Origin of the sequence: Tateyamaria omphalii (assembly GCF_014651375.1) — a bacterium.
Lineage (GTDB): Bacteria > Pseudomonadota > Alphaproteobacteria > Rhodobacterales > Rhodobacteraceae > Tateyamaria > Tateyamaria omphalii.
The window spans coordinates 461,101-477,716 of record NZ_BMWT01000002.1 but is presented as its reverse complement, the minus strand read 5'-3'; the positions used below and the strand labels follow the sequence as shown (position 1 = coordinate 477,716).

The 16,616-nt window shown below is 56.9% G+C and carries 7 protein-coding genes; all 7 read right to left on the bottom strand.

From position 1 onward, the window contains the following. Positions 1-9: 9 nt before the first annotated feature. Positions 10-744: a 4'-phosphopantetheinyl transferase family protein gene (locus IE087_RS07925; RefSeq protein ID WP_189368769.1), complete on the bottom strand. Its 735-nt coding sequence runs from the start codon at positions 742-744 to the stop codon at positions 10-12. Then, on the bottom strand, positions 744-5,423 hold the full coding sequence (locus tag IE087_RS07920) for a MupA/Atu3671 family FMN-dependent luciferase-like monooxygenase (protein WP_189368768.1): 4,680 nt from the start codon (positions 5,421-5,423) through the stop codon (positions 744-746). Before IE087_RS07920 ends, IE087_RS07925 begins: the two co-directional genes overlap by 1 nt. Before the next feature lie 27 nt (positions 5,424-5,450). Next, a complete protein-coding gene (locus IE087_RS07915) occupies positions 5,451-6,452 on the bottom strand; it encodes a glycosyltransferase (RefSeq protein WP_189368767.1) in 1,002 nt (333 codons plus the stop codon). A 3-nt stretch (positions 6,453-6,455) separates the two neighbouring features. Then, positions 6,456-12,944, bottom strand: a complete 6,489-nt coding sequence (locus IE087_RS07910) for a type I polyketide synthase (RefSeq protein ID WP_268244637.1) — start codon at positions 12,942-12,944, stop codon at positions 6,456-6,458. A gap of 216 nt (positions 12,945-13,160) precedes the next feature. Continuing rightward, positions 13,161-14,180 (bottom strand): glycosyltransferase, encoded by a 1,020-nt coding sequence (locus IE087_RS23770; protein WP_189369298.1) that lies wholly within the window; start codon positions 14,178-14,180, stop codon positions 13,161-13,163. Positions 14,181-14,230: 50 nt separating this feature from the next. Next, on the bottom strand, positions 14,231-15,625 hold the full coding sequence (locus IE087_RS07900) for a hypothetical protein (protein ID WP_189368765.1): 1,395 nt from the start codon (positions 15,623-15,625) through the stop codon (positions 14,231-14,233). Positions 15,626-15,628: 3 nt separating this feature from the next. Beyond that, on the bottom strand, positions 15,629-16,600 hold the full coding sequence (locus tag IE087_RS07895; protein WP_189368764.1) for an acyltransferase family protein: 972 nt from the start codon (positions 16,598-16,600) through the stop codon (positions 15,629-15,631). Between the last annotated feature and the right edge of the window lie 16 nt (positions 16,601-16,616).

Below are 16,616 nucleotides of genomic sequence, written 5' to 3'. Positions count from 1 at the left end.
CGCCTGCGGCTAGCCATAGGCGATGCCTGAGCCATGCTCTGAGATAGCGAGCCATTCTGCGCTCGTGATCCAAGCGGTGGTAACAACGTGACCACCGCAAAAGGCAAAGCGACCATTGAAGGTCATACCTGCATCAAATGCGCCAACTGATTGCTCAAATTGGGCGACAAAGGTTCCATCCTCGGGGGACAGCCGGATCGACATCGCATCAAAGCCGATCAATGTACCCGACAAAGGGTACTGACACTTGTAAGCGGCTTCCTTGGCAGAAAAGAGAACGCTGTCATACCGGTCACCCAGCTCCTGCTGGGCCGTATGGCCTTTGCAACGGTCGGCGCGGCATGAAATTGCATCGGCCACTGCTGGCGGCAGGCTACGTTCGTGTTCAAGATCAATGCCGATTGACGCAAGGCTTTTGCCTCTGCTGACAATGGCCAGACACGCTTTGTCAGTGTGTGCGATGCTGCCAATCACCCCATCAGGCCATTGAGGTGCACGGTCGGCCCCCATGGGCAGAGGAAAGGGTTGGTCGCCATGTGCCAAGGCAGCCATGCGCACGGCCGCGCGACCGGCAGCAAACTCGCGGAGACGTTTGGGCACCATTCCGGCAATGCTCGTGCGTTCCGGGGCCATCAGGTCCGCCTCTTTCCCGCGCTGCGGTTCGGAGTAGCCCACTGACACTTCTGAACCAACCAGGTCCCGGGTGAGCTGACCAAGAACTGCGATATCCAATTCCTCAGTCATCACGCTCCCGCCTTTCGATTTGCGCGCATCGCGCGACGACGCGACATCGCGTTCTCCCGCATCTGGGCACGGCTTTGTGCGGTGCCTTGCTCTGCGCTTGTTGCTGCAGCGGTTGGGGTGCCCGGCGATGCGGGCGCGGCAGCTGGTTCCGGCGCAATGTGCTTGGATAGGGCGCCCAACGTTGGAAAGCGGAAGATGTCGGTGATACTCAGCTTTCCCGGGCCCAATACACTTTTCAACTCGCGATGCACCTGGACGGCCAAAAGCGAGTGGCCTCCAAGCGAAAAGAAATTGTCTTTGGTTGTCACGTTTGGAATTCCAAGGACCCGCTTCCAAACGGCGGCAATTTGCTCTTCGACATCTTGGGTCGAAACAGCGTTACCAATCGGGGCTGCCGACGGTGCGGCCTCTGGTTGTGGCGCCGCCGTTTCAGTAGACTCCGCCTCCGCCTGCACGTGTACCGGCAAGGCCTTGCGATCGACCTTTTTGTTCGGAGTCAGGGGGAATGTATCAAGCTGCATATACTGCGCCGGAACCATGAATTCTGGCAGTTTGCCCGAAAGCGCGCTCCGCAACGCGGGTATGGCGATGCGACCCTCGGCAACAAGGTATGCGACCAACTGAACCGAGCCTGAGTTGTCTTCTCGGGCGACAACCACGGATTGCTTGATGCCCGGTTGGGCATCAAGAAGCGCTTCAATCTCTCCCAACTCGATACGGTATCCGCGTATCTTGAGCTGGTTGTCGGCTCGGCCCAGGAAATCCACACGGCCATCCGGACGCCATTTCACAAGATCCCCGGTGCGATACATTCGGGCACCTTCGGCCTTGGCGAAAGGATCTGGGCGGAACCGTTCGGCCGTCAGGTCGGGACGTTGCCAGTACTCACGCGCAACGCCGTCGCCGCCGATATACAACTCACCCGGAACACCGATCGGCACGGGCCGTTCCTGTGCATCAAGCACATAGAATTGCGTATTGGCGATCGGCAAACCGATATTGACGGTTGCTTCGTCGCCTTTGGTCATTTCAGTCGACGACCAGATTGTGGTTTCCGTCGGCCCGTACATGTTCTGAATTGGTCTGCCATTGATGTCCGACAGTTCACGCGCCAGCTTTCCGCTCAACGCTTCGCCACCAATCATGATGTTTTCGACACGTCCCAGTGCCATCCGGGCCCCCGGATCGGCCAAAAGCAAACGCGCCATGGATGGCGTGCATTGCAGATGGGTGACCTTGTGGCGACGGATCTGCGCGGCAAGCGAGAAGTCTGCTTCGTCGATTTCGGCTCCGACGTTGGTTTGTTCCAGAACTCTGGCCAGTGGTTTCAGCCCCTCCATCACTTGAGGAACCGAAATGCCGTAGTCGATCAGGCAGGCGATTTCGTTCACGCCGATCTGCTTCAGCTCCTCGACCCGCTGTACGGCGTCTTCGACCGTCCCGAACAGACCCGAGTCTTCAAAGTACCGGCGGAAGGCGAACTCAAGGATGGCGTCCATTTCCTCCTCGTCCATCGACCCAAGATCGATTTCCATGGGGTTGGAAACACCTTGCGGCTTCTTGAACGCCGGAAAAGCCCAGGCATATTGTTTGATCAAGGCGGCCGCACTGCGCAGGTAGTCCTTCATCGGCTCGCGGGCAATTTCACGTGCAACTTCGCGATCATCCGTGAGGAACGTGTGCAGCATCAACGTGACGGTATGGTCTGCGGGATTGCGGCCAACCTCGCGGAGCGCCGCGTGGTAGATTTTGATCTTGTCTGCGACCTCTTCGATGCTTTGGCCCAGCAGGTGCGTAAGAACGTTCGCACCGATCCGACCGGCTTCCTTCCATGTTTCAGGGTTGCCAGCGGTTGTGACCCAGATGGGTACTTCCTTGGACACAGGACGTGGTTGGGTAACGATGTCGATGGTGCCGCCGAGCGGGCGATCGAATGCCACAGGCTCGCCGCGCCAGAGCTTACGGAGGGTTTCGATGGCTTCCAGCATGGCGGGCTTGTTGTTGGGGGGCATGTTTTCTGGGCGCAGCAGGAAGTCGTCCGGCTGCCAGCCGGATGCGATGGCCAAGCCCGCGCGACCGTTGGACAGGTTGTCGATCACAGCCCATTCTTCCGCGATGCGTGCTGTATGGTGCAGCGGTGCAACGCAGCTGCCTGCGCGGACCCCAATGTTTTTAGTCACGGCTGCAACGGCTGCACCGGTGACGGATGGGTTGGGGTAGGGGCCACCGAACGCGGCAAAGTGCCGTTCCGGCGTCCAGACGGCGCAGAAGCCGTGTTCATCTGCAAATTTGGCGCCTTCAAGCAGGAGCTCGTATTTCTTGGGCCCAACGCCATCGTCATTGCCCCAGTAGAACAGGCTGAAATCCATGCCGTTTTCAGAACGTGTAGTCCCGTCCGAAGGTGTCAGGCGGGCCTCATCACTGGCGATGACAACCTTGAAGCCACGGGCAAGTGTGTAAAACAGTTCGAGAACAGAGATGTCGAAGCTGAGGCTTGTGACCGCCAGCCATGTGCTGGATGCTTCGTGCGGAACCCGCGCGTCCATGCCGCAAAAGAAGTTCGCGGCATTGCGATGCTCAAGCACAACGCCCTTTGGTCGCCCGGTCGAACCCGAAGTGTAGATCAGATAGGCCGGGTCGCTCGCCGTAACGCGCGTGTCAACCGAGCTGGACGGTGCAGCGTCGATGCGCGGGTCGGCGTCGATCAAAATGGTCTCTGCGCTACCCGCAGGCACCTGATCGTGCAGCGCTTGAGATGTAACGATAATCCGGGCACCACTGTCTTCTACATACAGCGCAACACGGTCAGCGGGATAGGCCGGATCAAGTGGCACATAGGCTGCGCCGGATTTCAGAATGGCCAAACCTGCAACGACAAGCTCAATGGAACGATCAAGGTGCAATCCTACAAATGTCCCGGGACCTGCGCCCATGTCACACAGAACCTGCGCCAACTGGTTCGCGCGCGCATCCAGAGCGGCGTAGGTCATACTCTTGTCATCAAAGACAAGGGCCGTGGCGTCAGGTGTGCGCGCCACTTGCGCTTCGAAGGCGGCATGCATCGTCAGGCCGCGATCATAATCTGCGTCGGTTTGGTTCCAGCCGTGGGTCACCAACTCCCGTTCATGCCCCGAAAGCGTTTGGATGGAAGCAACGGCGATCTCGCCGTCCTGCGTAACTGCGGCAGCGATTGTTTCAATTCGGCCAGCGAAGAGCTGAGCAGTTTCAGCATCCACCCGAGTGCTGTCATAAAACAGCGACATGCCGCCATCCGAAATGTGAACCGTCAGCGCAGTTCCGACAATAAGGTTACCCTTGCTTGCTTCACTCAGGCCAAGTTCCGGTGACGTGATTGCACTGATGCCTGGATCGCGGACAACGATGTCGAGAGGAAAGGCGGGATGAGCCCGGGTGCGTTCAAGTTGAGCCGCCGTTTTCTGGGTCAGAGTGGCAAACGTAACATCTCCACCAGCTTTCAGGCGCAATGGCACCCAATCGCTCAGATACCCTGCAGGGCAGGGTGCGGGATCAGTTGCATAAGCGATGTCTATGGCATCCTCTGCTGTGCTGTTCAGCGCAGCGGCGGCTACGAGACCGGCAAGCTGTGCTGTTTCCGGTGTGTGGGCAAGTTTGATTTGTAAATGCGCGACGACCTGCTGCGGCGTGGCTACACCTGCAAGCCCAGTTGATGACGGCAAGGGATCTGTGAGCAACTGAGACACGCGCGCTTCATCTGATGCTGCTTGTGCCAAGGCATTGGTCAAGATGTCCACGTCGTCCAGCGTTGGAAGAATATCGCCTGGTTTGGCAACATCGGACAGGGGAATTGGTGTACCAGACGAGTCAGAAAAGCCCGACAATGCGATGCCTCCGTCGACCGTCGCGACAACAATTGCGTCGCTATGGACTGACACAACGGTGCCGGGGGTGGCGACATCAATCGTTTCAACCTTGGCAGAGCCGATACTTGCGATACGTGTGCCCAGATCGACTTTGGCTGTCGTCAGCGGGTTTCGATAGGTCCCATGATCCAGCGCGCGGACCATCTGCGCGATCTTTTGAGCCGGCCAGTTGAAATCGACGCGGCCAGCGCCTGCGGGCCTGTCAGCACGCGCGTAAACCGTCCGATTTGTGAAGTCCTGCACTTCTGGCGCCAAGCTGTCTGTTTCGATGGCTTCGACAAGTGGCGTAAAGCTTTCGATTGCGGCAGCAAAGCATTTTGCATTGAGACTGAAAGCGGTTTCGTCGGGTTCAATTCCAAACGAATTGCGCATCACCACGTCGCCGCGGTCGACGCCGGCAGTGATCATGTGCCACGTGATGCCATGCTGTGTTTCACCATTGAGCAGCGCCCATACCGGAACATTCAGTCCCGCATATGCGGGCAAGGGACCATCATGGAAATTGACCGCCCCCTTGCTTGGCAATGCAAGCACGTCCTGCGGGATCAGCGACAGGTTCGCTATACTGAAAAGCCAGTCTACCGAGAGGCCTGACAGGCGCTGTGCCAGATCGCGCCCCGGTTCTTCTGTTCGAATACCTTGATTGCGTGCCCAATCTGCAATTGCAGGCGAACGCGTGACAACAGCGCCGATTGTGTGATTGCGGTCGCGAAGGATTTCTCCGCACTGGACGAGTAGGGACTCATCGCCGATCAGGATGGAAGAAAAGGTCATCATTAAAATACCACTGTTATCAAAAGAACTTTAGTCACTGGTCGTCACTTCGGCAGTTTGTCCGGCATGGTGTTTTGTACGCGGTTGTGTGCTGAGACTGTGCTGCACAAGATCAGCGAGAAAGCGGTTTGGATCATCCGTTTTTCGCCGTGAAAGGGCGCATCGAAGCCGCCAGATCAATGCTCCGGTTACATGGGCAAGGGTCGCGATCGTCGCATAAAGACGACCGTGGTTTTTGATGAAATAGTAGCGTCGCGAGTCGAACCAGTAGCTGGGCACCCGGTCCCACGTCTTCATTCCGGTGGAAACTGATCCGATATGCGTCACTTCGCTTTCGCGGATGTAGACGGTCTTGTACCCGGCAAGATGTGCCCGTCTGCACAGATCCGTTTCTTCAAAATAGAGGAAAAAAGTTTCATCGAAGAGGCCGATTTTATCCAGCATCGACTGGCGCATCATAACGCTGGCGCCTGCCAGCCAATCCACCTGACGGCTTTGCTCCGGAACAGGGAGCGCCACGATGGAGTTCTTGAGAAGTCGACTGATCGGTCCTGTACGAGCGGCCCCCTCCAACTCTCCGGCAATCGACGGAAAGCGGAATGTTGTTTCGTGCGGCACCCCGTCGGGTCCATGAATATAGCTGCCCGCCATGCCGATCAGAGGGTCGGCTTGAATTGCATCCAGTAGCGCCTTGATCGCGCCGGTATCGGGAAAGGCGTCGGAGTTTAGGCAATACACAAAATCCGGGATCGATCCGTCAGACATGTGTTGGCGAATGCCAAAATTGTTGCCAGCGCCAAAGCCACCGTTTCGGCCCGAGCCGACAACACGAACAAGGCTATTTCCAGTCCAACCGCGTGCCTCTGCTTCGGTTCGCATCGTTTCCAACGATCCGTCTCCGGACTCGTTGTCGACAATGACCATTTCGGCCGACAAACCTTCCATCTCACGCAAGGCTGCTTCGGCCGCGCGCAGCGTCATTTCTGGCGTGCGAAAATTCAGGACAACAACAAGAAGGCGAGGGTCAGCCATGTTTCACTCCGCTGCCTTTGGTGTTTGGACTGACAGTACTGAGAGCGCCTCGGCTTCTTCGATGCAACGTCGCATCTCCGCGGCGAGGACCCTGACATTGGGTTCAAGCACCATCGAGTCGTGATCTCCGGGCACTTCGATCACGGCCAGATTATCCAGCCATGGTCCCCAATCATTGTCATCGTAAACGTATTCCTTGTCTGCAGTTACATAGCGTCCACCAGACACCTTCCACCGTTTCTGCAGTGGCGGACGGAACAGAACAACGTTGCCATGCCACCGTTTCAGCTCGTAGCGGGGCAGTGCGTTCATGAATGCTGCTTCAATGGCCTGGTCATGGAATTGGGCATCAACAGGCGCTTCCTCTTGTGGGCGGAACCTGCGCATTTCCCATGCGTAGCGGTCTTTGGCCCACTCGATCAGGTATCCCAGACCTTTCTCGCGGAAGTGTCCCAGCTTGACCATTGCCTTGTCTTGTCGGGATAAGGGTGGGCGCAATGGCAGTGGCGTGTCGAGCATGACAACAAGATCGACCTGCTCGCCAGCTTCTTCCAATTGATGTGCCATCTCGTAAGCGGTCAGGCCACCACCTGAGAAACCGCCAATCAGGTATGGACCATTTGGCTGCACCTGCCGCATTTCGGCAATGTAGTCCGAGGCTGCTTCCTGCAGCGTGTCATGCGGTGCGTCATCGCCGTAAAGCCCTCTGGCTTGCAGCCCGAAGAATGGCCGGCCCGCCCCAATAATGTTGGCGAGGTGACGCAGGTTGAGCACGTTGCCAAACATACCTGCAACCAGGAAGAAGGGCGTCTTCTGACCGCCTTCACCGCTATGCATGGGCACAAGATGCGTGAATCTGCGTTGGGTTGGTGCGGACCGTACTTTGGAGGCGTCGTCACCTGCTTCCGGAGTGCCATCAGTACCGTCATGTCCAATACGTTCGGCAATCCGCTCCGAGATACTGGCGATTGTTGGAGATTCAAAAAGCACAGAGATGGGGAACTCCACGCGATATGTCTTTTTGACCATTGCAAACAATCGCACGGCGATCAGGGAATGCCCGCCAAGGTCGAAGAAACTATCATCCACGCCGATCGTTTCAATCCCCAGCAAGCTTTGCCAGAAACCGGCCAGAGTACGTTCGATATCGTTACGCGGAGCAACGAAATCGCTTTCAATTTCAGGGCGTTGGAACGCTTTGTCTTCGCCTGTATCGGTGTCGGCCAACGCGCCCACCTGACGGTGCAAACCTACCGGATCCAGCGAGGACACGATGATCTGGGGCCGCGACTGCGCCAGCGCACGTGCAAAGGCCTCAGCACCTTCGGCTGGTTCGATGCCTTGGCTCAGATTATGCGCCAGCCGTTCTTCTGCGGGCGAAAGTGCGCGATGTTCTGCTTGTGGATCGTCCAGGAAGAGGATGCTACTGGTGTCAGCCTTCGTCGTTTGTAATGCTGTCGTTGCCTCGATCCGGTGAATAGAGAAGTCTTTGATCTCCATCACCACAAGGCCATCTGTGTCGGTCAATGTCACATCAAACGCGGCGGAACCATCGCCGCAGTCTTCGCTCGAAATACGAACCCAGCTGCGAATGGTTGCAGGCAGTGGCCCATGGATTGCAACCGAACCGTAGGAAACGGGCACCCAAAGATGCGACGGGTCATAGCCCGGCACGAGCTCCATTGCCCAACCTGTAGCGAGGTCAAGAATGGCAGGGTGCACCTCGACCCCAGCATTCAGATCGGAGCGGAACGCGCTGGGCAAGGTAAGCTCGGCAATGCCTTCATCCTGACCATATGCCGTGCTTTGAAGCACGCGCCACCGGGGGCCGAACAGCAAGTTTGCCTCTTGCAGCGACTTCAGAGTGTTGCCGGGCGCCGCATTCTCAACCCGGTCCATTCGGGCCCTGATCGTTGCCAGGTCAATCTGACCCGGTGTTGGTAAGTGACCAATTGCGACGGTTGCTTGTGCATTCAGGTGGTAGCCTGTGCGACCATCCATCTGGACATCGCTTCTGATCTCAACCTGATACCCTTCGTCACTCCGTGCAAGGCTCAAACGGACCTCGCGACGCGTGTCGTCATCGACTTGGAGCGGCGAGAAAAAGTACAGATCGCGTATTTCAAATGCACCTGCCTCCCCATTGCCGCGCAGTGCCTCTGCAATGAGTTCTATGTAACCGGTTCCAGGCACCAGCGCGGCACCGTCTATTGTTCGGTGTTCATCGAGGATCCAGCGTTCCGAAGGCGTGTATTCAGCAGTATAGACACGGTTGCCGGTGGCGTCGAAGCCGGTTTCGTCAAATAGCGGCAGTTGTACAGGACGGTATTCTTCTTCCGGCACGTCACCCTGACGTTCCGCCATCGCCTCGGCTGCCATGCCGACATCTTTCCAGATACCCCAGTTGATGGCCAACACCCGGGTTGCGTCACCACTGCGCGCCTTTGCATAGGCATTCAGGTATTCGTTCGCGGCGACGTAATCAATCTGACCTGCCGGTGCGGTAACGGTGCTGGTCGATGAGAACAGCACCATCACCTTTATGGATCCATCGGGGAACAACCCATCCAGAACTTGCGTACCGTGGACCTTGGCAGAGAACACGTTTTCCACCGAACTGACATCTTTCGTCAGAAGTGGTGCGTCATTGATGGCTCCGGCTGCGTGGATGACGCCATCGATGGGGCCAAAGCGCTCCGTAGCAGCTGCGATAGCTGCCTGCATCTGGGTCACGTTGCACACATCCGCTGAAACGGTCATGACGTCAGCACCATCGGCTTCTAGCTGCTTGACGGCTTCGATGCGTTGACGCGTCGTGTCTCCGGGATGCCGGTCGCGAATTTCGCGGTCCCAGTTGACGCGGTCGGGAAGTTCGCCACGCGACACCAGAACCAGCTTGGCCTTCGTGTGGCGTGCCAACTGCGCCCCAACAGTCAGGCCAATCCCGCCGAAGCCGCCAGTAATGAGCCATACACCTGCGTCCGGTGCGGCGTCGGTCAAATTCTCGACAGGATCCATCGGTGTCTTCTGGATACTGAGTTCGTAGCGACGTCCATTGCGTACTGCTGCGTCCGATTGGCCGGGTTCAGCGAGCATTTCTTCAAGCAACACTTGTGCTGTTGCGTCCAGACCATCGTCGGGCACCTTCTTGCGCCAACGTCCCTGTGGCGCTTCTGGCAGCGTGATGTCGATGGACCGGCATGTCACGCCCGGCAGCTCTCGTGGGATGACCCGCGTCGGACCCGCCAATGTTGCTTTTTCAGGGTAAGGCAGCGCTTCGTCCCGGATTTGCACAGCGCCGCTGGTTGCAACTGTCATCTGGATCGGCGTTGGCAAGCCTTCTTCGCTCACAGCCTGTGCGATGAACATCAAGCTGTAAAAGCCCTGTTCGATATTGCGATGGAAGAAGCTTGATCCTGGGCGGAATTCTTCTTCCCTTGTGACCAGCCAGAAATGGGCAATACGGTTGGGTGCAATGCCACGTTGCATCAAGCTGGCGAACAGCAGGTCATACCCCTCACGCCCACGTTCGGGTGCAAGAGTGTAAGACGTCTCGCCTGTTTGTACGAAATTGTCGCCGGCCCAAACTTCGATCACAGTGTGACCAGCCGCCCGGAGTGGCGCGATACAGCGCGTTCCAAGCCCGGCTTTGTCGCAGAACACCAGCCAGACGTGTTTTTCGGCTTGCGACAGATCATGTGCAACATCCACCTGACAGGGGGCGGTACGGGGCAGCCACGTGGGCGCATACCCCCAATCCTCAATCCCTTCTATCTTCATCAGCGGTGGATCAATCTCGGCGCGCGCGCCCTCGGCTGGCTCGATATAGTATGTCTTGCGTTGGAACGGGTAGGTGGGCAGCGGCACACGCCGCCGCTTGGCCTCTCCCCATATCTGGTCCCAGTCGATGTCGATCCCTGTGCCCCAAAGGCGGCCGAGGGTCTGCAGAAAGAACACGTCATCCGCGATATCTTCGTCCGGGTGACGCAGCGAGTTCAGAACCGCCTGTGCTTCCACTTTGCCACTGGCTTTGGCCAAAGAGCTGAGTGTCTTGCCAGGGCCGACTTCCAGGTAGACGCGGTCGCGTTTTTCCGCGAGCGTTACGATCCCATCGGCAAACAGAACGCAGTTTCGCAGGTGTTTGACCCAATAGGTCGGATCGATTGCGTCCTCGACTGTCAACTCCTGACCGGACCTGTTCGACATGATCGGGATCGTTGGCGCGTTCAACTGGATGGAGCGCAAGTAGGCCTCAAACTCGGGCAGGATCGGATCGAGCATACGTGAATGCGCAGCGATATTGATCGGCACGCGCTGCGCCTCGATCTCGCGTTCCGCCAGTTTCGCTGCGAGTTCGGCCAGTTTCCCATCCGGACCCGATACCACGGACAGCCCGGGTGCGTTGACACTGGCAACGTCCAGGTCATTGCCGACTTCGGCACGCAACTCGTCTTCTGACAGTGGAACGCTGAGCATGCCGCCCGGTGGGACACGGTCAAAGAGCGTTCCGCGCAAATGGACCAGACCGATACAGTCCTCGAATGACATGACACCACTCAGGCATGCCGCGGTGTTCTCGCCCATGCTGTGACCGATCAGGGCCGTTGGCATCACGCCCCACGACATCCACAGCTGCGCCAGCGCGTATTCCGTGATCATGATCAGCGGCAACTGGATCGATGGCGTTTTCAGCTTTTCCTCGGCATCTATCGCTGCGGGACCTTCCGCCAACCAAAGGCCGCGAATGTCATAGTCGATCTTGCCATCCAGAATATCGAGGCCTTGATCCATCCAATCGGCAAAAACCGGCTCCGTCTCGTAGAGGTTTCGAGCCATCCCGACATATTGTGCCCCACCCCCAGGGAACATGAAGACGACGTCGGCATCTTCCCCGACATCAGTGTGTGTGAACACCCTGCGCAGGTCGGCACGTTCTAGCAGGTCGGCAGCCTCTTCATGTGTATCGGCAACAACGACCCGACGCTTTTCGAATGCCCGGCGACCTTCCTTGAGCGTGAAGGCCACGTCCTCCAGCGGTTGATCAGGATTCGACCGCAAATGTGCCGCAAGATTGGCCGAGGCTTGATCAAGGGCTGCCGTTGAACGGGCCGAGAGGGTCAGGATGTGTGTTGGCCAATCGCTTGGTTCATGTGCGGCCGGGGCAGGGGCCTGTTCGAGAATGGCGTGCGCGTTGGTTCCACCCACGCCCAACGAATTCACACCGGCGCGGCGTGGCCCGGACGTGCTGACCCAATCCGTCAGCTTGTCATTGACCAGAAACGGGCTGGTTTCGAAATCGATGGTTGGGTTTGGGCGCTCATAGCCCAAGCTTGGCGGGATTTGCTCATTTTCAAGCGCAAGTGCCACCTTGATCGTGCTCGCGACACCCGCTGCGGTGTCGAGGTGACCAATGTTCGTTTTAACCGAGCCAACGCGGCAGTATCCCGAAAGATCGGTGCCTTCTCGGTACGCTTGCGTCAGGGCTGCGATTTCAATGGGGTCGCCCAGGTTTGTACCCGTGCCGTGGCATTCTACGTAGTCAATCGTTTCCGCTGGCGTGTCTGCCATGGCCAGCGCTTCGGCGACCGCCGCGGATTGTCCATCCACACTTGGCGCCAGGTATCCGGCCTTGGCGGCGCCATCATTGTTGATGGCTGTGCCGCGGATCACCGCATAGATGTGATCCCCATCGGCGATGGCATCCTCAAGACGACGCAAGGCCACAACGCCTGCACCACTGCCAAACACCGTGCCCTGTGCGCGATGGTCGAACGCATGGCAGTGCCCGTCAGGCGACAGGATTTCACCGTCTTCGTAGATGTAACCACGGCCTTGGGGCAATTCGATGGTTGATCCACCGGCCAGCGCCAGATCGGTTTCTCCGGATTGCAGGCTTTGAACAGCGTAGTGAATGGCGACAAGCGATGTGGAACACGCGGTTTGGACATTCACGCTTGGACCCTTGAGGTCAAAGGCGTGACTGACCCGCGTAGCGAGGAAGTCCTTGTCGTTGCCCGTGTGGCGCAACAGGAACATACCAACGTCGTCGACCAATGCCGAGTTCGAGCAAACATTGAAATAGAAATAGCTGCCCATACCGCAGCCCGCATAGACTCCGATTGGACCGTCAAATTTTTCCGGGGGATGGCCTGCTGTTTCCAAGGCTTCCCACGCCACCTCGAGGAACTGGCGATGTTGCGGGTCCATGATTGCCGCCTCTTTTGGGCTGAGCCCAAAGAAACCAGCGTCAAAGTCGGCGAACCGATCCAAAGGTGCGGCAGCCGGGACGTAATTGCGATGGAGCAGGCGAGCGCGATCTTCGCCATTTGCCAGCAAGTCTTCCTGGCTGTACTGTCGTATGCTTTCCAAGCCATCGCGCAGGTTGGACCAATACTGATGCAGTGTAGCGCTGCCTGGCAGGTGCGCTGCCATACCGACGATTGCGATGTGATTGCTCGAATCTGTCGAGCCAGAGTCATACCCACTAGTCACAAAACTACACTCCAATAAAAATCGGCTTGTACACCCCGCAAAAAAAAGAGGCAGCCATTTTACGTAATTCTAAATGAAACTACCTTACATGACCTACGCCCAAAACGCCACAGCGGACAAAAAACACGGTAGTGTGTTCAAGATAAAACGCTGATCTGTCTTATTCTCGCATAAGGTGTATTTTGGTTTGTTTACGGCTACTTAATAGGCGTTCTCTCACCAAAACCCAACCCCTTGTCCTCGGGCCATCCTCAATTGGGCGGCTACGTATACGATTGTATCCAGAACGAGACCAGCGATCGCGATTGCGATTGTTCTGATGCGGCCCTTCAAGCTGGATGGAAAGCTAGTTGCGGCCAGTCTCTTGACCAGAAAGTGGAGAGGCACCCATCCATCTGGCCATGACGGAGAGCCATCGGCGACTACATCTTGCAGCCATGATTCGTCTTCGGCGGCTTGTCTGAGCTGGGTTTGTATCGAAGAAGCATCCAAAGGTCCCAGCCGTGCGAATGCTTTGGCATTCACCGCTCCCCCTATTACGATCCGCGTTTGATGTCTGATGAGACCGCGCAATGTGCGCTCGGACTCATACACATGAAACGTATCGGCACCATCGATGTAAGTCAGGTTTTCCAGTTCCGAAAACAAATCCGTCAACACCATGGCGCGGACAAATCCATCTTCGACCGGCAGTCCGGCAGGCAAATGAAAGGAGCGGGCGATGTCTGCACGCAAACCGTAGAGCTGCCCGCAGATGGCTTCGTTCCAATTGTCCAAGGTTCCGCCACCGGCAGAGATCATACGCTCGGTCAGGTTCAACTGACGATCAACGTGCTGGAGGTCTTTGACGGGGCGGCTGGTGATCGCACGCAAGTTGCGATTGCCGGACAGGCACTTGACCAGTTTGGTCAAGGCTTCCGTGTCAGGCAGCAAGATATCGGCATCACAGAACAGAAGAACGGCACAGTCCCTACGGCTGAAATCATGGACGAAGCGGTTCCAAGTGCGGGACTTGCCGCCCCTTGCAAGGTCATGCACTTCGACATCGTCACCGAAGCCCGCGGCACTGACGGCATTCTGGGCGACCTCTGCCGTTCCATCTGTACAGCCATTGGCCAGAACCAGGACCCGAAAATCAATTTCGGCATGCGCGAGGATGGACTGCTCAGCCAAGGCTTTGATGGTCGCGGTGATACCCGACGCTTCATTATGCGCGAATATCGCCAAATCCACCATGATTGGAGATTGACCTAGTGCATCCTTTGAAGCGTCGTGCATCATCTTCCTCAGATCAATGTGCGACGCGCGACCGGGATTGCGGTGGTCAACGGTTCTGGTGCGGTCGCGTGCTCTCGTTCTTTAAGGTAGCCGAGAAGAGCGCCGCATACCAACCACGTCAATGGGATGAGAGTGGCGTTTGGCAACATGTCCAGCATGTTTATTCCGTGCATCAACGCAAGCGTCGCCAACCAGGGTGACACATCGCTGTTCTGCATGTGCCGGGTGTTGAGGAACAGCAGGAAGACGGGCAGGGTGAGCAGTCCGAACTCCACAATGTAACCAGCCCATCCAAAAATCCCGATGATAATCACCCATTGGCCATCAGCGATTGTCATGACGCGTCCGGTATTGGGATCAAGCACAAAATTTCGATCCCATCCGCCCCAGCCGAACCAAGGCTTCTGGAACGCGTGTTCAAGCAACAAACCCTCGTTTTCGAGGCGGAACGCCAAAGAGCCTGCCCGATCCGCGTTTATCCGTGTGAACTGGTCAACAATCTGGTCGACCGGCACGTAGCCTGCGCCGCGCAAAATAGGGTACAGCAGCATGACACCGGCAATAATTGTCGCAATGGCAATCATCGTCTTGCGTGTTGCCAGCAGCATAACTGGTGCGAACATCAGTAGGTACACCAACGACCCCAGGCTTTTGCACAATGCCAACACGACCATCAGAAAAACGGCCGCCGCAACATATCTCGGGCGGTCTTGGGGGGTAGCATTTCGTGCGAGCGATAAGGCCGCCAACGTTGACATCAAAATGAACAATGCAACCCACAGCGCGTGCGTGAGAAACACAATGGGTCGGAAACCACCCCACCGCATCATCTGATCGAATGAGTGCTGAAAGAAGCCGTAAATCCAAGTATTCAACTGCGGTGCCAAGCGCACCTCAATCAGGACTGGAATGGCGTAAATCATCCCCCCAATAAAGAATGCGCGCACCAGTTCCTTCAATGCGGTTTCGGAACGCAGAACAGCTTGCCCCATAAACAATGGCAGCAGGTGCAGGCCCTGATTGATCACCATCGAAATGGCATCGCGGGGTTGCAGGCCCGGCAGAAACGTCCCGTTTGCGAAGAGAATGGGTTCGCGGTTTGTCATGACCGTTCCGATCGGCGTAAAGACAAACGCGATCAGCAATGCGCGGGCGATCGGGTTCGGCAGTAGAAAGGTGACCTTGTGTCCCAGCATAAACAGGCAAGTGAATGCTGTGATTGCGGGAATGGTGGCCTTGTCCAATGCGGGTATCAGCGGCAGATCAATCGCGATCACGGGCGGCAGAAACAAATAGCCCAGCATCAAGGACCAAATGAGTGCACGCTCAACGGACATGCGTTTGAACATCTGAACGATTACGACTGGCCAGATGAACAAGGCCAGGAACGCAATTGCAATCACTGGTTACACCACGCGTTTTATGCCCGGAAGGCGTTGCATCACCTGAATAGCAATGGCTGAGAGCGCAAAAACAGCGATTGCCGTCAGTATGGGGTCCATCTCTGTTCCGAGAAATTTGAACACCACTGCCATAAAGAATGGGTGGATCAGGTAGATTCCCATGGCCAGTGACCCAAGCTGAACAAGCGCGGCATTCGAAGAAATCCGAACCACCTTGGCAGCGCCAAAAATCATGACGGTGATCAACAGGTGGACGGGCCATAAGAGTTCCTCATTCGGGAGGAAGACGAGGCAGACCAGCACAAAGAGCACCCATGCGTAGGCTTCAGAGCCATGACGTTCACCCAACGCAACCAAGGTGCCAAACAGGAAACACGGTATTGCGAAAGCCCATTGAGCAAAGGGAACAGGCGCCAGCCCAAGATCATGGACCCGGTAAAGGGCAACACTCACAATGGCTGAAATGACAGATCCCACGGCGACACGGCGAGATGTGTTCAGACGACGCGTCAGTATCAGTACGCCGCCGGACGCGATTAGGGCGAACGGCAAGAACCAAAGATGGACCAACGGGCCCACAAGCAGCGACAGGGGGTCTTCGATGATGAAAATAGACCAAAAGTCACCGGCGATCATCGCGGTAACGAGCAGGTAGAACGCACACCAGAACAGCCACGGAATGGCAAGTCTTCCAACACGAAGATGCAAAAGCCAGGTGCGCGAAGTTTGCGGATTCTTTCCGGGGTTTGAAGAGCGTTTACTGCCCTGAACCGACTTCACTGAAAAATATGCAATGAGGATGCAAAAGAGCGAAAGCGCCTCGTATCCCACCGATGCAAGGAGCGGGCGACTTGCGCCCAGAGTGTGCGCCCAAACAATGCCGAAAGAAGCAAGAAAACGCAGCAGATCGAACGACGCGAGGCGGTCCTCATAGGTGGTCGCTTGCGTTTGGACGTTATCTGCAAAACTCGACAACAAGACTAATCCCTAC